This is a genomic window from Sulfitobacter sp. IGS-18 (genome assembly GCF_059628195.1).
Map to the genome: position 1 here is coordinate 163,705 of NZ_JCAQIH010000002.1, position 17,874 is coordinate 181,578.

Consider the following 17,874-nt stretch of genomic DNA (forward strand, 5'->3'; position numbering starts at 1 on the left):
CCTTTGATGACGATCCTGAATGAAAGCATTGCAAACCGGATTCAGAATTTCGGCCTGGACTCCCGGTCAGAGACGGATGGCTCCCTCGCCCCGCGCGACGGTAAATCCTATGTTCAGGGCGGCAAGCAGCCTGAACTTGCCTTTGCCACGATCCCGCAACTGCTGCGCGATGCCGTGTCCCGGTATGGCCCGCGCGACGCGCTGGTCTTTCCCCAGGCACGGCTGAGCTATTACGACATGGACCGCGCGGTGGATGCGCTTGCCTCGGGTTTCCTGGCACTGGGTCTGCAAAAGGGCGACAGGCTGGGCATCTGGTCGCCCAATCGGCTGGAGTGGATCCTGACGCAATTCGCAACAGCGCGGATCGGCGTCATTCTGGTCAACATCAACCCGGCCTACCGCCTGTCGGAACTGGAATATGCGCTGAACAAGGTGGGCTGCAAGGCGCTGGTCCTGGCGCAATCCTTCAAGACCTCGAACTATATCGAGATGCTGCGCAGCCTGGCCCCGGAACTGGCCAGTTGCGAAAAGGGCCGGTTGCAGGCTGCCCGGCTGCCACAACTGCGTCATGTCGTCGTGATGGGAGAGGCGGGTCAGGCGGCGGGTGCCTGGAGTTTCGACGAGGTTTCAAATCTGGGCGGCCCCGCCCAACAACTCCGCCTGCCGGAAATTGACCGCACGCTTCAACCCGACGATGCGATCAACATCCAGTTCACGTCAGGCACGACAGGACAGCCCAAGGGGGCCACGCTGTCGCATTACAACATCGTCAACAATGCGCGTTTCGTGACCGACAGGATCAGGCTGACCGAAAATGACCGGCTGGCGATCCCGGTCCCGCTTTATCATTGTTTCGGGATGGTGATGGGGGTCCTTGGCGCCGTCAGCAAAGGTGCTGCAATGATCTTTCCGGGGGAAGCATTTGACCCGGCGCGGACGTTGGACGTGCTGGCCACCGAGAGTTGCAGCGTTCTTTACGGCGTCCCGACCATGTTCGTGGCGATGCTCCAGAACCTTGATGAGACACCGCGCGACATGTCCTCGCTGCGCACCGGGATCATGGCCGGCGCGCCCTGTCCCGTGGACGTGATGAAAAAGGTCAATGACCGGATGAACATGAAAGAGGTGACGATCTGCTACGGCATGACGGAGACCTCGCCGGTGTCCTTCCAGAGCTTTGTCGATGACACGACAAGGCAGCGCTGCGAGACCGTGGGCCGGGTACATCCGCATCTTGAGGTCAAGATTGTCGACGAGGACGGGCAGATCGTGCCGGTCGGCACCCAGGGGGAGCTGTGCACGCGGGGATATTCGGTCATGAAAGGCTATTGGGAAGACCCCGACCGCACGAGCGAAGCGATCAGGGACGGCTGGATGCATACCGGCGACCTCGCCGTTCTCGACGCGGAAGGCTTCTGTTCGATCACCGGGCGTGTCAAAGACATGATCATCCGTGGGGGAGAGAACATCTATCCCCGCGAGATCGAGGAGTTCCTGTTCGGACATCCCGACATCAGCGATGTCCAGGTCTTCGGCATTCCCGACAAAAGGCTGGGCGAAGAAGTCTGCGCCTGGGTCATTCCAAGACAGGGCAGCACCCTGACCGAAGATGCCGTATTGGCCCATTGCCAGGGCCAGATTGCCCATTTCAAGATCCCGCGCCATGTCCGCATCGTGGATGAACTGCCCATGACGATCACCGGCAAGCCGCAGAAATTCATCATGCGCGACCGGATGATCGAAGAGCTTGGCAAGGCCGGCGCGTAGCACGACCAGCAATAGAAACGACTGCAACCGGCCACGCCACCTGCTGAGATCGCAATGCCCCGGTGAGCGGCGCTGAGAAAATGAGGCGCCTTTCGATACGCATTCAGCGCCTCGTTTCGTGACTAAACTGCGGTTAGAGCCTCATTCAGATTGTTTTCCCACAGGTCTCTTGGGCGTTGAGCACCCCCTTTGAACGCGGCGCAAATTCCTGCGCCAAACCCGGGTGCGCCATTGGCGTGAACCGGCGGATTTCTGCACTCTGACATTTTTTCTGGACACATGTTCAGAATATGTGTTCATCTTATTGGGCAGAGTGGGGAGACTCTGTTCAGGGAGGAAGATCATGCCATTCAAGACTTCATTCGACTACGTGATCGTGGGCGGTGGTTCTGCGGGATCTACGCTCGCGGCACGGCTTTCCGAGGATTCTTCACTGTCCGTCTGTCTGCTGGAAGCGGGAGGTAACGGCGATCACATCCTGATCCGCGCGCCCGCCGGTGTTGTCGCCATGCTGCCGGGACACGGAAAGATCTCGAACTGGGCTTTCAACACCGTGCCGCAACCCGGCCTGAATGGCCGCAAGGGCTATCAGCCGCGCGGCAAGGGATTGGGCGGATCGAGCGCGATCAACGCGATGCTCTATGTCCGGGGCCACAAGTCTGACTATGACGATTGGGCCGATGCGGGTTGCGACGGCTGGTCCTGGGATGACTGCCTGCCCTATTTCCGGCGGTCCGAAAACAACGAAGCGGGCGCGGGTGACTTTCACGGCAACCGCGGGCCTCTCCACGTTTCCAATCAGAAAGCGCCGCGTCCGATTTCGCGCGCCTTTGTCCAGGCGGCCACGGAATGCCAGCACCGCGAGACGGCGGATTTCAATACCGGCGACAATGAGGGTGTCGGGCTTTACCAGGTCACCCAGTTTCACGACAAGGACAGGAACGGCGAAAGATGCTCGGCAGCGGCGGCCTATCTTCACCCGATCCAGAAAACCCGCAAGAACCTGACAATCATCACCGGGGCGCATGCGACAAAGATCCTGACCGAAGGCAAACGCGCCACCGGTGTCAGTTACCGCAAGGGCCGCAAGGAGGCGCGCGTGACAGCCAGACGCGAGGTGATCCTGTGCGGTGGCGCCTTCAATTCACCCCAGCTTCTGCAGTTGTCCGGCATCGGCGCGGCAACGGAGCTCCAGCGCCATGGCATCGAGGTCGTGCATGACCTGCCCGGCGTCGGCAAGAACCTTCAGGATCACCTCGACTTTGTCCTGGCCTACAAATCAAAGGATACCGACAATTTCGGCATCGGCCTGACGGCAACCGTCGACCTGACGAAACATATTTTCAAATGGCGCAAGGACGGCAATTCGATGATTGCCACGCCTTTTGCCGAGGGGGCGGCGTTTCTCAAGACCGAGCCGAGCCTCGACCGGCCGGATATCCAGTTGCATTTCGTGATCTCGATCGTAGACGATCACGCGCGCAAGCTGCACCTGGGCCATGGCTTTTCCTGTCATGTCTGTACCTTGCGGCCTCACAGCCGGGGCGAGGTATTTCTGGCCAGCAGCGACCCGATGAAGGCACCGGGTATCGACCCGCAATTTCTGTCCGACCCGCGTGACCTTGAGACCTTGATCAAGGGGGCGAAGATGACCCGCGAAATCCTGGAAGCGCCGGCCATGAAACGCTTTCGGCACAAGGAATTGTTCAATGTGAAAGACGGGATGACGGACCAGGAGTGGGAAAGCCACATCCGCGCCCGCGCGGACACGGTCTATCACCCGGTTGGCACCTGCAAGATGGGCGTGGACGATATGGCGGTGGTCGATCCCGAACTGCGGGTGCATGGGATGGAGGGGCTGCGCGTCGTGGACGCCTCTGTCATGCCGACACTGATCGGCGGGAATACCAACGCCCCGACAATCATGATCGCAGAGCGCGCGGCGGATATGATCCGCGGCATCAAACCCGCTGCAATCGCGGCAGAATGAAGGAGACCAGGATGTCTGGAACGATGATGTGGCAAGCTCTGACGACGGGCTCACTGATAGAACATGCAGAGAAGTATCACGCCGGTACGGAGGTTGTCTCGGTCGAGACGGATGGCAGCATCGCGCGCTCCAGCTGGGGTGAGATTGGCGCGAATGCCCGGCGGATCAAGTCGGCGCTCGACATCCTCGGTGTTCCCGCGAACGCCCGCTGCGCGACCATTGCCTGGAACAACAGGCGGCACCTTGAGCTTTACTTTGGCATCGGCAGCGGCGGACGGGTCACGCATACGATCAACCCGCGACTGACGCCGGAACAGATGGTCTATATCCTGAACGATGCCCGGGACGAGGTGCTGTTTCTCGACCGGACCTTCCTGCCCGTTGCAGCCAAGCTCGGTCCGCTGCTGAAATCGGTTAAGCATTACGTCCTGATGGGCCCCCGCGACGAAGAGGCGGCGGGCATGGTCGAGGGTCTTCTGTTCCATGACGATCTGTTGCAGGCGGGGGATCCCGCTGCCGAATGGCCGGACCTGGACGAGAACGCGCCCGCCGCGCTGTGCTATACATCCGGCACCACCGGCAATCCCAAGGGCGTGCAATATTCTCACCGCTCTCTCGTGTTGCATTCCATCGGTGGCAACCAGCCCGACGGCCTGAACATGGCGGCCCGCGACGTGGTGATGCCGGTGGTGCCGATGTTCCATGTCAACGCCTGGGGCGTGCCCTATGTCGCCGCATCGGTCGGGGCAAAACTGGTGATGCCCGGCCCGAAACTTGATGGTGAAAGCCTGGCACGGCTGATCGATCAGGAGCAGGTGACGCTGTCTTTGGGGGTGCCGACGATCTGGATGGGGCTGCTGGCAGGGCTGAAATCCACCGGCATCAAGCCGACCTCGATGAAACGCACGGTGGTCGGCGGGTCGGCCCTGCCGCCGTCGATGATCCGCGAATTTCGCGACACCTATGGTGTCGAGCTGATCCATGCCTGGGGCATGACAGAAACCTCGCCGCTGGGCACGTTGAACCAGCTTCTTCAGAAACACGCCGGGTTGAGCGCCGACGCGCAGGCCAGGCTGCGCGAAGGGCAGGGGCGTCCGCCCTGGGGTGTCGACCTGCGGATTGTGGACGACGCGGGCAAGGAGCTGCCCCGTGATGGCAAGACCCAGGGCGCGCTGCACATCCGCGGCCATTGGATCGTGGACAGCTATTTCGGTCAGGACGCCACGGCCCTGACGCAGGACGGCTGGTTTGACACCGGCGATGTGGCGACGCTGGACGGGGACGGCTACATGGTGATCCGCGACCGGTCCAAGGACATCATCAAATCGGGTGGTGAATGGATCTCGACGGTGGAACTGGAAAACATCGCCATCGCCCATCCGAAGGTGGCAAATGCCGCCGCCATCGCCGCGCGCCATCCCAAATGGGACGAACGGCCCGTTGTTTTGGCTGTCCCCGCCGAGGGCGCATCCCCGACCGAAGCGGAGATCCTCGAAGCCTATGACGGCAAGGTTGCAAGCTGGCAGGTGCCCGACCGGGTGATTTTTGTTGGTGAACTGCCACTTGGGGCAACGGGAAAGGTCCTGAAAAACAAACTGCGCGAAGCCTATGGCGACGTGCTGGTAAAGGAGGCATGAGATGAATCAGATCACCACAGACCTCATTCCGGATCATTCGGCTCTCGACCGTGACCTCGATGCGCTGGTCGCCGCCAAGGACACCTGGGCGCGCACAACGAATGCGGAGCGGATCGCGGTGCTGGAAGAGATCAAGGACCGGTTGTTGGCAGTCGCCGAGGGCTGGGCCGAAACGGCGGCGCGGCACAAGCTGATCGCGCCGGGCTCACCGCTTGCCGGCGAAGAATGGATATCGGGGCCCTATGCCGTCATGGCGGCGTGCAACGGGCTGATGCAGACGATTGCCGGGGTTGAGGGAAAGACCTTCCTCGATCATCTGAAGAAACGCCAGACTGCGAACGGTCAGCTTGCCGTGCGCGTCGTGCCGCACACAATCTGGGACCATCTGCTGCTGTCGGGCATCAACGCGGAGGTCTGGATGGAGCCCGAGGTCACCGAAGGCACGCTCGCCGCCAACGCGGCCACTGCCTACGATGGACCGGCTGAGGCGCGCGAAAGCGGGGTTTCCTTGGTGCTGGGGGCGGGCAACATCGCCTCTATCGCCCCGCTCGACGTGTTCCAAAAGGCATTCTCGGAACACAAGGTCGTCATTCTGAAGATGAACCCGGTGAACGACTACCTGACACCCTATCTTGAGGCGGCGCTCCAGCCGCTTATCGAACGTGACGCTCTGCGCATTGTCCGGGGTGGTGCCGATGTCGGCGGATATCTTTGCACTCACAAATCGGTGGACGAAATCCACATCACCGGTGCCGCCGCATCTCATGACGTGATTGTCTGGGGGCCGGGGGCGGAGGGCGCAAAGAACAAGAAAGCAGGCACGCCGAAGCTGACCAAACCGATCACCTCAGAGCTTGGCGCGGTCTGTCCGACCATCGTGGTACCGGGGGATTGGTCTGCCGCCGACCTGCGGTACCAGGCCGAACATATCGCCACACAGAAGCTGCATAATTCCGGCTTCAACTGTGTTGCCTGCCAGATGTTGATCCTGCCCGGCCAATGGCCGCAAAAGGCGGCGCTGATGGGGCACCTGCGCGACGTCATGCAGCAGGTCGAGGCGCGCCAGGCCTATTATCCCGGTGCCGCCGACCGGATGGCGCATTTTGCCAGCCACGCGCCGGACGCCGAGCGGTTCGACCGGGGGGCAGCCCCCGCCTGCGTCGTTGCCCCGGTGGGCGATGGCGAAAGCTGGTTCACCCGGAACGAAGTTTTCGCCCCGGCCATGTCCACGCATGAAATCAGTGAGGCCAACCCAGAGGCCTACCTGATCGAGGCAATCCGTTATGCCAACGACACCCTGCACGGCACGCTTGGCGCCAATATCCTGATCCATCCGAAAACAATTCGTGAAATCGGCAAAAGACGGTTCGAAGAGATCGTCAGCGAGCTGCGTTATGGCACCATTGCCATCAATGCCTGGACAGGTCTGGCCTTTCTTGCCACGGCCTGCCCCTGGGGCGCCTTCCCCGGCCATACGCTGGATGACGTCGGCAGCGGGATCGGCTTTGCCCATAACACCTTCATGTTTGATCGCCCGCAACGGGTCGTGGTGCAGGCCCCCTGGCGGCCCTTTCCGCGCAACATTCTGTCTGGCAAGGCAACCCTGCTGCCACGCCCGCCCTGGTTCGTCACCAACCGACGCCAGCATGTCCTTGGCCGGTTGCTGACGCGGTTCCAGCACAGTCCGGGATGGTTGAAGTTGCCGCGGATTTTCGTCAATGCACTGAGGGGGTGATCCTGGAGGCCATGACGACGTGACCAAAATCGACAAAATGTCCCGCCTCGTGGAAAAGGCAGACGCCAAATCCGCAAAGCGCGCGCGCAAGAAGGACGATCTTGCCGACAGCGCCATCGCGGCGCTCAAGCAGCTTGGCTATGCCCGCACCAGCCTGCGCGACATCGCCGAACTGTCGGGCGTGGCCGTGGGCACGCTGCATTATTATTTCGAGGACAAGGTCGATCTGATTACCTATTGCGTCCGGCGCTACAAGATCAGCTTCATGAAGGAAATGCAGTCGATCCTGTCGGATGATGTGGAGGCCACCCAACTGGCCGAGCGCTTCATCAAGGGGTTGTCGCGGTCAATCCGGCGCGATGCGGAGACTCACCGGCTTTGGTATGACATCCGGTCCCAGGCGATGTTCGACCCCGCCTTTCACGAGGTCGTGCAGGACATCGAAAACGGGTTGATCGACATCGTCGGAGAGTTTCTGACCCGGACAGGCAACACCCATTCGGAGGCAACGCCGGTCTACCTCGTGCTGGATGCCGCGTTTCGGTTTCACCTGCAGAAATATCTTGCAGGCGATCAATCAATGCCTGCCAGGTTCGAAGCGCAGGTTTCGATGCTGCTGGCCTCGATCACTGCCGCACCCACATCCGGTGACTGACGGGACCGGACCGGCTTTCAACCGGGCTGATCGGCCTCGCCGGGCCTGAGGCGTTGGGAGTCGGTGCAGACGCACAGGACTTCGGCCTCCTGCGCACCGGTGCTGAGATAGGCATGTCCCATGGTGCTGTCGAGGTAAACGCTTTCCCCCTGCTGCAAGGTCACCGGGGCATAGAATTCGCTGCGTACTTCGACGGTTCCTTTCAGCACGATGAGGAATTCTTCGCCTTCGTGTTGTTCCAGCCTGCCGAAATCGTGAAGGGTCGAGGATTTGATGCGGGCAAGGATCGGCACCATGCGCTTGTTCGTCAGCTCGGCACAGAGGTATTTATATTCGTAGTTGTCGGTGTCGATGACGATGCCGTCGTCGATCCTGGAGGGCAGCATCCGGCTGTTGGGAGGGCGCTTGTCATAGGCGCTTTGTTCATCCCCGATCAATTGGCCGATAGACAGTTCCAGCCCCTCGGCCAGACGCAGAACCTTGTCGAGCGTTGGTGACAACGCGCCGTTTTCGATCTTGGAAATGGTTGAAACGGAGACACCCGAAAGCGATCCCAGGTCCGTCAGTGTCATCTGTTTCGACTTGCGCAAATGCCTGAGGCGCGCGCCAAGAGCTTGGGCAGTGGTCATGGATTCCGGGTCTCCGATAGGCTTCGGAATACTTTTAAGCCGGATTCTCCTGGAAGGAAATTATTTTCGTATGTGAGAAATTTTTGTTGCATCCTGCGAAAACCTGCCTAGCCTGACGGCAATGGAATCGACCCCATAGAAAGTGCTGCAATGGCTGGACAGACCCACTCGGCGGACGTGATCATCATCGGCGCAGGCATTGCCGGGGCATCGGTCGCGGCGCATTTGGCCGCCACACTGCGGGTTGTGCTGGTCGAGATGGAAAGCCAGCCGGGCTATCACACCACCGGGCGTTCCGCCGCCGTCTTTGCCCCCAGCTATGGGCCCGAAGCCGTGCGCGCGCTGACCCGTGCCTCTCGCGGGTTTTACGATCAGCCGCCCCAAGGTTTTGCATCGGAAGCGCTGCTGACGCCCCGCCAGATCCTGATGATCGCCCGTGCGGATCAGCTTGCCGCGCTGGAAAGCTCGATTGCTGCGGTGGCAACCGGGACCAGCGTGCAGCGGCTTGATGCGAGCGGTCTGCGCGCCCATCAACCCTTGCTGCGCGAAGGCTATGCAACTGCGGGGATGCTGGATTGTGGCGGGCAGGACATCGATGTTGCCGCGCTCCATCAAGGTTATCTGCGGCTGTTCAGGGCGCGGGGCGGTGTGACCCGTACAAAAGCCGCTGTTGAGGGGCTGAAGAGGGAAGGCAACACCTGGGTTGTCCGCACCTCTGGCCAAGACCACATGACCGCGCCGGTGATCGTCAACGCGGCGGGGGCCTGGGCCGATCAGATCGGGCAGCTGGCAGGTGCCGAAAACATCGGACTGGTGCCCAAGCGGCGTACGGCGATGGTTGTGGCGGAACCGGCGGGTTTCACCCGGCGCGATGCCCCCATCACAATCGACATTGACGAAGAATTCTACCTGAAGCCCGACGCGGGCCGGTTGCTGATCTCGCCTGCCGATGAAACACCAACCGATCCCTGTGATGCCCAGCCCGAAGAAATGGATGTCGCCATCTGCGCGGACCGGATCATGACAGCCTTCGATCTGGATATCAGACGGATCGAAAACAAATGGGCGGGACTGCGCAGTTTCGTCTCCGACAAGGAGCCGGTCATCGGGTTCTCCCGGAGGGTTGACGGTTTCTTCTGGATGGCCGGGCAGGGTGGATATGGTATCCAGTCCGCCCCCGCCGCCGCCGAGGTTGCGGCGGCCCTGATCCTGGGCGCGGAGATGCCCGCGGTGGTGACCGACACCGGCTTTGACCCTTCGCAGGTCTCGCCCAACCGGCTGGCGGTGCCGGCATGATCTGGATCGTGCCCTTCATCGCGGCGGCCTTTCTGGCCTCTGGCCTTGCGCTTGCCTATGTCATCGGCGGCGCGGCAGTGCTCAGCTTTGTCATTTCCGACAACACCCGCTACCTGGCAGTCCTGCCGCAAAAGGTGTTTTCCCAGATCAGCGTGTTTTCCCTGCTGGCGATGCCGCTGTTCATCCTTGCAGGCGAATTGATGAACCGGGGGGGCGTGACCAAGTCGCTGATCGACCTTTCGATGGCACTGATTGGACGGCTGCGCGGTGGGCTGGGGCATGTGAATATCATGACTTCTGTCTTTTTCGCGGGCATTTCAGGGTCGGCCGTGGCCGATGCGGCGGCGCTGTCAAACACCCTGGTCCCGGCGATGCGGGAACGGGGCTATACGGCGGAATATGCCGGTGCGATCACTGCGGCCTCGTCGATCATCGGCCCGATTGTGCCGCCCTCCATCATCCTGATTTTCTACGGCGCATTGATGCAGACCTCGGTTGCGGCGCTGTTCGTTGCGGGCATTCTGCCGGGCCTGCTGCTGGCTGTGGCGCTTTTCGCGGTCAATGGTTTCTTTGCCTGGCGCGACGATCACCCGCGCGTCGAAAAAGGCGAAGCGCCGAACCTGCTGTCCGCAGTCTTTGCCGCCCTCCCGGCATTGTGCCTGCCGCTGGTCATTGTGGGCGGCATCGTTCTGGGCTGGATGACCCCGACCGAAGCGGCCTCTGTCGCGGTAGGCGCCGCGATCGTCGCATCATTCTTCTATTCGCCGCTGACGGCCTCCGATGTCTGGGAGAGTTTCTCGCGCACCGCCGTCCTGACCGGGTCGATCTTCATGATCCTCTGCGCCGTGGCCGCCTTTGGCCATCTCGCCGCACTCGAAAGAATTCCGCAGGCGATTGCCGGGCTGGTCGATCAGATGGGCCTTGGCCCCGTCGGTTTCCTGATCGTGATGAACATCCTGTTTATCTTTGCCGGGATGGTGATGGACGTGCCCGTTGCACTGGCCTTGCTGGTGCCGCTGCTGGCACCTGTCGCACTGGCCAACGGGGCCGACCCCGTACACCTGGGCATCGTCATCTGCTTCAACCTCTGCATCGGGTTGGTATCGCCCCCGCTGGGCGGCTGCCTGCTGATCGTCTCCACCGTGACGGGCGTGGATTACTGGCGGCTTGCCCGCGCGGTCATGCCCTTTGTCTTTGCCGAAATCATTGTCCTGGGCGTGCTGGTTTTCACGCCCGAGATCAGCCTCTGGCTGCCCCGCGCGCTGGGGCTTTGGAAATAGCTCAAGACCACACCAACAAGGGAAGGAACAAGAAAATGAGAATGACAACCATTCTGACCGCTTCAGCCATCACCGTCGCCCTGACGCTGCCCGCAACGGCGGAAGTCAAGATCGCGCTCGACAGCCCGCCTGATCTGGAGAAATCAGGCACCTACATGTGGGCCCATACCTTTGGCGAATACCTCAACGCCAATGGCATCGAAGCCACGGAGTTTGAACGCAACTCGCTGGGCGAAGAGGCAGAGCGTCTGGACCAGGTCAGCCAGGGGTTGCTTGAAGTTTCCATGTCCGACGCGAAATCGGCAGGGGCGCTCGACACCACGATCAACGGGTCAATGATGCCCTACTTCTTCGACGACATGGCGCAACTGGACATGGCGCTGGACGCAGGCGGCATGCTGGCGCAGATCAACGCGGGCACCACCCCCAAGGGCGTGCGCGTGCTGGACATCGTCTATACCGGCACCCCCACGGGTATCTTCACCACAGAAGTGCCGATCCGCACGTTTGAGGACATGAGCGGCGTGCGGATGCGTGCCCTGGACGAGGTGCAGATCAACACATTCGAACAATGGGGCGCGAAAGGGACCATCGTATCCTGGTCCGAAGTGCCCAATGCGCTGCAAACCGGCGTCGCGGGCGGTTATATCAACCCGGCCTTTGTGCCGCTGACCTACGGGCACACCTCCTTCATCAACTATTTCACCAATGCCCGGATGAGCCCCTCTGTCCGCGTCGCGATTGCTTCCGAGGACTGGTATCAAGGTCTGACGGACGAAGAGCGCGCGACCGTGCAGGCGGCCGTCGCAGCGGCCCATGCGGCGAACCGCAAGCTGGTTTCCGACGATACCGAAGTGCTCAAGCAACTGGGTGAGGCGGGAATCGAGGTGATCGAACTGACACCGGAGGAGCGTCAGAAATTCCGTGACGCCAGCCAGCCGCTTTATGAATCCACCGAAATGCCCGATGGCGCGCTTGCCGCCTGGAACGCAGCGGTCGGGCGCTGATCCCATGCGGGCGTTGGCAAATCTGCTGGACCGGCTGTCGGGCGGGCTGAACCGCGTGGCGCTGCTGGGAGCTGTCCTGGCGGTCGCGCTGATGCTCTTCGCGGCCGGCTGGCAGGTCATCGCCCGCTACCTTCTGAACCAACCTCCGATCTGGACTGAAGAGCTTGCGCGCTTCTCCATGGTCTGGGGCGGATTGCTGGGCGCGACCTGCGCCTTTCGGTTCCGCAGCGACCCGACCCTTTTCCCCGACGCCCTGAAAGCCACCGGAACCCGCGGGTTTGCGGCCACTCTGGTCCGCGCCTTCGGCGTATTGTGCTTTATCCTGCCGATCCTCTGGTTCAGCTTCCTCGGGCCCGGCGCCGATCCGGCGCGCGGCTACCTCGCGCGGCTGGCGGGCCGGCAGACCGAAACGATGGACCTGCCGATGGTGGTCTTCGGGATAGCAATCCCGCTCGCCTTTTCGCTCATTCTCCTGCACGTGCTGGCCGATATCGCGCGGGCCATCGCCGAACTGAAAGACACCCGATGAAACTCTTCATGGCTTCGCTGGCAACTGAAACCAACTCGTTCTCCCCGATCCCGACGGGGTGGAGCGGGTTCAAGGAACATCTTTACACCAAGCAGGCATCGCGGGGCGAAGCGGGGCTTTACGCCGCTGCCGTCACGGTCTGGCGACACCGCGCCGAAGCGCTGGGATGGGAAGTGGCCGAAAGCCTGTCGACCTATGCGCAACCGGCGGGCCCGACCGTCGGCCATGTCTACGAGGCGATGCGCGATGACATCCTGAGCGATCTCAGATCTGCCATGCCGGTCGACGTGGTGCTCTTGTCGATGCATGGCGCGATGATCGCACAAGGCTACGACGATTGCGAAGGTGACCTGCTCGACCGGGTGCGCGGCATCGTCGGGCCCGATGCAAAAGTGGGGCTGGAGGTTGACCCTCATTGCCACCTTACCGAAGCGATGCTGGACAATGCCACCGCGATCATCTGCTACAAGGAATACCCCCATATCGACGTGACCGAACGCGCCGAAGAACTGTTCACCATCTGCGCCGATGCAGCGGCGGGCCGGGTCACGCCGGTCATGCGCGACTATGACTGCCGGATGATGGCCATGTATCATACGCCGTTCGAACCGGTGCGCAGCTACGTGGACCGGATGAGCGCGATGGAAGGGACGGGCGGTATCCTCTCTGTCTCTCTGGTGCATGGCTTTCCATGGGGGAACAATCCGCGCTGCGGGACAAGGACGCTGGTCATCACCGATGGCGACGCGGATCTTGCCGCAGAACGGGCCGAAGCCCTGGGCCGGGAGCTTTGGGACATGCGCGGCGACCTGCGCCGCTTCCCCGGCATGGACGAAGGGATCGACCGTGCCGTCGCATCCAACGCCGCACCCGTCGTGCTGGCGGATTTCGCGGATAATGCGGGGGGCGGGGCGCCTTCGGATTCCACCTATGTCCTCCAGGCCGTGCTGGAGCGCGGGCTGAAAGATGTCGCCATCGGCACCTTCTGGGATCCTGTGCTTGTCGGCATGTGCATCGACGCGGGCATCGGGGCCACAATGGCCGTGCGCGTGGGGGGCAAGATCGGACCCATGTCAGGCGATCCGGTCGATCTGACCGTGACGGTGCGCGGCATCGCCCATGATGCCGTGCAGCATCTGGGCAAGGCGGAAATGAACATGGGCGATTGCGTCTGGCTCGAAGCGGATGGTGTGCATCTTGTCCTGAACACGCGCCGCACCCAGACCTTCCACCCTGAAGCCTTCGAGAACCTTGGCATCAACCTTGCCGCAATGCAATACGTGGTCGTGAAATCCTCACAGCATTTCTACGATGGCTTCGCCCCGATGGCGGCAGAGGTTATCCACCTCGGCACCCCCGGTGCCATCACCCCGGATTTCACCAGGCTTCCGCTGACCAAACGCGACGGGAACTATTGGCCAAGGGTCGATAACCCTTTCTCATAGAATGGAATAATCCATGACAGATTTCCCCGACATCTTAATCCGCAATGGACGGGTGATGGACCCGGACAGCGGCTTCGATCAGGTCTGCGACATCGCCATCTCGGGCGGGAAGATCACCCGGATCGGCGCGGTATCTGACAAGGGCAAGACAGAGATCGACGCAACCGGGCTGATCGTCTCTCCCGGTTTCGTGGACATTCACGCACATGGCCAGTCGGTTGCGGCGGACCGGATGCAGGCTTTTGACGGTGTTACCACAACGCTGGAACTGGAGGTCGGCGCGCTTCCCGTGGCGGGATGGTACGACAGGCAGGCGGGTATTCCACGAGCGCTGAACTATGGCACCGCAGCGGCCTGGCTGTTCGGGCGCAAGGCGGTGATGGGTGCCATCACACTGGACGCCGGCGTGCATCCGATCGACCAGATGGGCGCCGGTGCGGAAGATATGCGCTGGTCGACAGAGGCCGCGGATGCGGATCAAACGAAAGCCATCGTCGCCCATGTGCGGCAGGCGCTGGATGAAGGTGCCATAGGCATCGGTATCCCCAACGGCTATGCCCCTGGCGCGGGGGTCAAGGAAATGACCGAAATCTGCGATCTGGCTTTTGAATACGGCACACCGACCTTCACCCATATCGCCTATCTCAGCAACATCGACCCGCAAAGCTCGGTCGACAGCTATGTGCGGCTGATTGGACTGGCAGGGGCAACCGGTGCGCATATGCATATCTGCCACCTGAATTCGACTTCGCTGATGGACATCGAGCGGGTGACGGAACTGGTCGCCAAGGCGCAGGCCCAGGGCCTGCCGGTCACGACCGAGGCCTACCCCTACGGCACGGGGGCCACTGTTGTCAGCGCCGGTTTTTTCAGTGACCCGGACTTTACCCGGCGCACCGGCAGCGATTATTCCAATGTCGAGCTGATCCGGAACCACCACCGGTTCACCGGACGCGAGGATATTGAAAAAGCCCGCGAAAACGCCCCTTCCGACCTGGTGATGTGGCATTTCCTTGATGTGGAGGTGAACGATGAGCACCGCCGCCTGCTGGACCTGTCGGTGACCTATGCGGGCGGCTCGATCGCCTCGGACGCGATGCCCTGGATCAACGAGGACGGCAGCATCTATGAAGGGTTGGAATGGCCGTTGCCCGATACCCTTTCCGCGCATCCGCGTTCATCCGGCACGTTCACACGGTTTATCAGCCGCTATGTGCGGGACCGCCAGACCATGTCCCTGATGGAAGGTCTGGCAAAATGCACGATCCTGCCCACCAGGGTCATCGAAGGATGTGCAGCGCAGATGACGCGCAAGGCCCGGCTGCAGGAAGGGTGCGATGCCGATATCGTCGTTTTCAACCTCGAAACCCTTGAGGATCGGGCCGATTTCACCGCGATGAACCGCCCGTCGGTGGGTGTGTGCCATCTGCTGGTCAACGGGGTGGCTGTCATCACGGATGCTATGCTCAACCCCGATGCCGCGCCGGGCAGGCCGATCAGACGCGAGACCTCATGAGCGTACCGATCCTGGTTGTCACCGGGGTTCTCGGCGCCGGGAAGACCACTTTCATCAACACATTGTTGCAAAGCGGTCATGGCCTGCGGATCGCGGCCATTGTCAATGACTTCGGGTCGATCAACATCGACGCCACATTGATCGGCGCATCGGCAGATGGCGTGATCGGGCTGAAGAACGGCTGCATCTGCTGCTCGCTTCAGGGCGACCTGCTGCGCACGCTGCGCACGGTCATGCGCCAGACACCGGTGCCGGAACTGATCGTGGTCGAAGCCAGCGGTGTGGCAGATCCCACCGGCATCATCCAGTCCCTCATGGACCCGGTGATCTGGCAGTCCGCGCGCCTGCAGACGGTCATCGGCGTCGTCGACGCCACAGATGCCCCGCACCGTATGGAAGACCCCTTGTGGCAGACGCAGGTCCGCGGGTCGGATGTGCTGCTTCTGGCCAAGGGCGATTGCACGACCACTGAAGCGCTGAGCGCATTGCGCAGCCGCCTGTCCGTCGCCTTCAGAAAGACCATCCTCGACCTTTCGGAGGCGCCCTCGATTTCCGCCTTGCTTGAGCTGCAGGAGACAAACCGCAACTTCCCCAGGACAAACCCGGTGCCGGACAATCGTTTTGCCCACGCGGAATGGATCCATGAAGGTGCCATTGATCTTGGCGCATTTCAGAAAGTGATGGGCCAGCTCGCGCCGGGGTTGTTGCGGGCAAAAGGGTTCATTCGGTTCAAGGGCCAGGCTGACATGATGCTGTTCCAGCTTTCAGGCAACCGCGCCACGCTGGCCCGCGCAGAAGAAGGGGTGGATCCCGTCTGCCGGCTTGTCCTGATCGCAGAGCGTGACAAGACCGGGTTGGACGAGGCCATCGGGCTGCTCCGCAGGCTTGAAACCTGAATTGTACTGTCAGTGGCCCGGCTTGCACCGGAAATGCCCGTCGGTTGGAACAGGGGTCGCGGTTCAGCTATCGCTCACAGCCGATGGCAATGTTGGTTGTGCGTAATATCAAACCAGTTTAGCAGAATAATTGGCTGGCCAGGCCAAATGAAGTGAATTCTACCGATGCATTGAAGCCATTATCAGGACAACAACTATTGTTCCCGCGCTAAACTCACCGGTGGGATGTGACCGGGAAAATAGCGGATCAGATCGCTGGAGGAGGAGTCTCGATGGGAAAATCCGTTCGCATTAAGTCCTTCGAGCTGGTCGCGCAGGATATTTCCGATGTCGATGTTCACCTGTTGCATGCCCTTTCGGCCGGGGTGGGCTGGCCGCACCGGCCCGCCGACTGGGAATTCCTGCGGCAGGTTGGCGAGGGGATCGTCGCGGTAGACGAGATTGGTCGCGTCTTTGGCAGTGCGATGTGGTTTCAGCAAAGCGAAGACTTTGCGACAATCGGGCTGGTGATCACGACGACCCGCTCGCAGGCGCAGGGGGCGGGCCGCTGGCTGATGGCGCAGGTGCTGGAGCGTTGCAAAGTCAGCAACCTGGCCCTGAATGCGACAAAGGCCGCCTATCCGCTTTATCTTTCTCTGGGCTTTGAACATGAGGCGACGGTTTTCCTGAATGCGGGCAAAGTGTCCGCTGTGCCGGAACTGGGCGCCGCGCAGGGAAGTCTGGGCAAATTGCCTGTCTCCCAGATCGATGAGATCATGGATTGCGACAGCCAGGGCTTTGGCGTGAACCGTGCGTCGGTGCTGGAAAAACTGGCGGAAACGTCTTCCATCTGCGTTCTGCGCCGGGATGGAAAAGTGGTTGGTTATTCGATGCGCCGTCCCTTCGGGGGGCTTGAGGTGATTGGCCCGATTGTCGCCAGCAGCGATGAAGACGCGATCCAGCTTGCCGCCTGGCATCTGAAAACGATGAAGGGGTGTCAGGTGCGGATCGACACCCGCGAAGAATCCGGCCCGTTTGCCGAGTTCCTGACCCAATGCGGGCTCGCCCCGGTCGAGACGACGATCACGATGTCGAAGGGCCGCAGGTTCCTGAACCGCTCTGCGACCGCACCCTGGGTCTTTGCTCTGGCGGGCCACGCCCTGAGTTGATCGGGCGGGGCTGAGCCACGCCATCCTCCGGCCGGATTGTACTCCCCGCGGGGACCCTCACCCCGGGCTGACCCTCCCATCCAAGGCAGTCTTCCGCAGTTCTGCGGCAAGTGTGAACCCTGCGGTTTTTCATGGAAGTACGAAAGAAGATGTCGCGACCGGCTGCGGAAACGGAGAATCCTGCGGCGCGCGAATGGTCATTCTGATCCCAAGGGCACCAGGGCCGTCCGGTTCGCCCGAAAGAGAAGATATGCAGATGCCAGCCAACAGAACCGCCGGAAAGAACACGCCCCACTGGTGGGAAGCCGCACCGGCCGGATCACCGGCGTTGCGACCGGGCCGGA

General features: G+C 61.5%; 14 protein-coding genes. 13 read left to right on the forward strand and 1 reads right to left on the reverse strand.

Going from position 1 to position 17,874, the window contains the following annotated elements; all coding sequences use genetic code 11:
* Positions 1–6: 6 nt before the first annotated feature.
* From ACWNZ3_RS18940 to ACWNZ3_RS18960, 5 genes are all read left to right on the forward strand, one after another.
* Positions 7–1,767, forward strand: coding sequence for an AMP-binding protein (locus tag ACWNZ3_RS18940; protein ID WP_496902236.1), 1,761 nt, complete (start codon positions 7–9; stop codon positions 1,765–1,767).
* A gap of 343 nt (positions 1,768–2,110) precedes the next feature.
* A complete protein-coding gene (locus ACWNZ3_RS18945) occupies positions 2,111–3,757 on the forward strand; it encodes a GMC family oxidoreductase (protein WP_496902237.1) in 1,647 nt (548 codons plus the stop codon).
* A gap of 11 nt (positions 3,758–3,768) precedes the next feature.
* Positions 3,769–5,394, forward strand: coding sequence for a long-chain fatty acid--CoA ligase (locus ACWNZ3_RS18950; RefSeq protein WP_496902238.1), 1,626 nt, complete (start codon positions 3,769–3,771; stop codon positions 5,392–5,394).
* 1 nt (position 5,395) lies between these two features.
* Positions 5,396–7,129, forward strand: a complete 1,734-nt coding sequence (locus tag ACWNZ3_RS18955; protein WP_496902239.1) for an aldehyde dehydrogenase family protein — start codon at positions 5,396–5,398, stop codon at positions 7,127–7,129.
* A 19-nt stretch (positions 7,130–7,148) separates the two neighbouring features.
* Positions 7,149–7,784, forward strand: coding sequence for a TetR/AcrR family transcriptional regulator (locus tag ACWNZ3_RS18960; RefSeq protein WP_496902240.1), 636 nt, complete (start codon positions 7,149–7,151; stop codon positions 7,782–7,784).
* A 17-nt stretch (positions 7,785–7,801) separates the two neighbouring features.
* On the opposite strand, the gene ACWNZ3_RS18965 is transcribed toward ACWNZ3_RS18960, so the two are convergent.
* Complete coding sequence (locus ACWNZ3_RS18965) at positions 7,802–8,413, reverse strand: helix-turn-helix domain-containing protein (RefSeq protein WP_274574450.1); 612 nt, start codon at positions 8,411–8,413, stop codon at positions 7,802–7,804.
* A 150-nt stretch (positions 8,414–8,563) separates the two neighbouring features.
* Between ACWNZ3_RS18965 and ACWNZ3_RS18970 the strand changes: the two genes are divergently transcribed.
* From ACWNZ3_RS18970 to ACWNZ3_RS19005, 8 genes are all read left to right on the forward strand, one after another.
* Positions 8,564–9,709, forward strand: coding sequence for an NAD(P)/FAD-dependent oxidoreductase (locus ACWNZ3_RS18970; RefSeq protein WP_496902241.1), 1,146 nt, complete (start codon positions 8,564–8,566; stop codon positions 9,707–9,709).
* Positions 9,706–10,989: a TRAP transporter large permease gene (locus ACWNZ3_RS18975; RefSeq protein WP_496902242.1), complete on the forward strand. Its 1,284-nt coding sequence runs from the start codon at positions 9,706–9,708 to the stop codon at positions 10,987–10,989. Before ACWNZ3_RS18970 ends, ACWNZ3_RS18975 begins: the two co-directional genes overlap by 4 nt.
* 41 nt (positions 10,990–11,030) lie before the next feature.
* On the forward strand, positions 11,031–11,996 hold the full coding sequence (locus ACWNZ3_RS18980) for a TRAP transporter substrate-binding protein (RefSeq protein WP_496902243.1): 966 nt from the start codon (positions 11,031–11,033) through the stop codon (positions 11,994–11,996).
* 4 nt (positions 11,997–12,000) lie between these two features.
* Complete coding sequence (locus tag ACWNZ3_RS18985; protein ID WP_496902244.1) at positions 12,001–12,525, forward strand: TRAP transporter small permease; 525 nt, start codon at positions 12,001–12,003, stop codon at positions 12,523–12,525.
* Complete coding sequence (locus ACWNZ3_RS18990) at positions 12,522–13,970, forward strand: M81 family metallopeptidase (protein ID WP_496902245.1); 1,449 nt, start codon at positions 12,522–12,524, stop codon at positions 13,968–13,970. Before ACWNZ3_RS18985 ends, ACWNZ3_RS18990 begins: the two co-directional genes overlap by 4 nt.
* Before the next feature lie 13 nt (positions 13,971–13,983).
* Positions 13,984–15,486, forward strand: coding sequence for an amidohydrolase family protein (locus ACWNZ3_RS18995; RefSeq protein ID WP_496902246.1), 1,503 nt, complete (start codon positions 13,984–13,986; stop codon positions 15,484–15,486).
* On the forward strand, positions 15,483–16,382 hold the full coding sequence (locus ACWNZ3_RS19000) for a CobW family GTP-binding protein (RefSeq protein WP_496902247.1): 900 nt from the start codon (positions 15,483–15,485) through the stop codon (positions 16,380–16,382). Before ACWNZ3_RS18995 ends, ACWNZ3_RS19000 begins: the two co-directional genes overlap by 4 nt.
* A gap of 272 nt (positions 16,383–16,654) precedes the next feature.
* Positions 16,655–17,530 carry a GNAT family N-acetyltransferase gene (locus ACWNZ3_RS19005; protein ID WP_496902248.1) on the forward strand — a complete coding sequence of 292 codons (876 nt, stop codon included), beginning with the start codon at positions 16,655–16,657 and terminating at the stop codon, positions 17,528–17,530.
* The last annotated feature ends 344 nt before the right edge of the window (positions 17,531–17,874 follow it).

Excerpts from the sequence above, each read along its gene's own strand:
- ACWNZ3_RS18965 (WP_274574450.1), bottom strand. The coding sequence starts at position 8,413 with ATGACCACTGCCCAAGCTCTTGGCGCGCGCCTCAGGCATTTGCGCAAG.
- ACWNZ3_RS18940 (WP_496902236.1), top strand. The coding sequence starts at position 7 with ATGACGATCCTGAATGAAAGCATTGCAAACCGGATTCAGAATTTCGGC.
- ACWNZ3_RS18950 (WP_496902238.1), top strand. The coding sequence starts at position 3,769 with ATGTCTGGAACGATGATGTGGCAAGCTCTGACGACGGGCTCACTGATA.
- ACWNZ3_RS18970 (WP_496902241.1), top strand. The coding sequence starts at position 8,564 with ATGGCTGGACAGACCCACTCGGCGGACGTGATCATCATCGGCGCAGGC.
- ACWNZ3_RS19000 (WP_496902247.1), top strand. The coding sequence starts at position 15,483 with ATGAGCGTACCGATCCTGGTTGTCACCGGGGTTCTCGGCGCCGGGAAG.
- ACWNZ3_RS18995 (WP_496902246.1), top strand. The coding sequence starts at position 13,984 with ATGACAGATTTCCCCGACATCTTAATCCGCAATGGACGGGTGATGGAC.
- ACWNZ3_RS19005 (WP_496902248.1), top strand. The coding sequence starts at position 16,655 with ATGGGAAAATCCGTTCGCATTAAGTCCTTCGAGCTGGTCGCGCAGGAT.
- ACWNZ3_RS18955 (WP_496902239.1), top strand. The coding sequence starts at position 5,396 with ATGAATCAGATCACCACAGACCTCATTCCGGATCATTCGGCTCTCGAC.
- ACWNZ3_RS18980 (WP_496902243.1), top strand. The coding sequence starts at position 11,031 with ATGACAACCATTCTGACCGCTTCAGCCATCACCGTCGCCCTGACGCTG.
- ACWNZ3_RS18975 (WP_496902242.1), top strand. The coding sequence starts at position 9,706 with ATGATCTGGATCGTGCCCTTCATCGCGGCGGCCTTTCTGGCCTCTGGC.
- ACWNZ3_RS18985 (WP_496902244.1), top strand. The coding sequence starts at position 12,001 with ATGCGGGCGTTGGCAAATCTGCTGGACCGGCTGTCGGGCGGGCTGAAC.
- ACWNZ3_RS18945 (WP_496902237.1), top strand. The coding sequence starts at position 2,111 with ATGCCATTCAAGACTTCATTCGACTACGTGATCGTGGGCGGTGGTTCT.
- ACWNZ3_RS18990 (WP_496902245.1), top strand. The coding sequence starts at position 12,522 with ATGAAACTCTTCATGGCTTCGCTGGCAACTGAAACCAACTCGTTCTCC.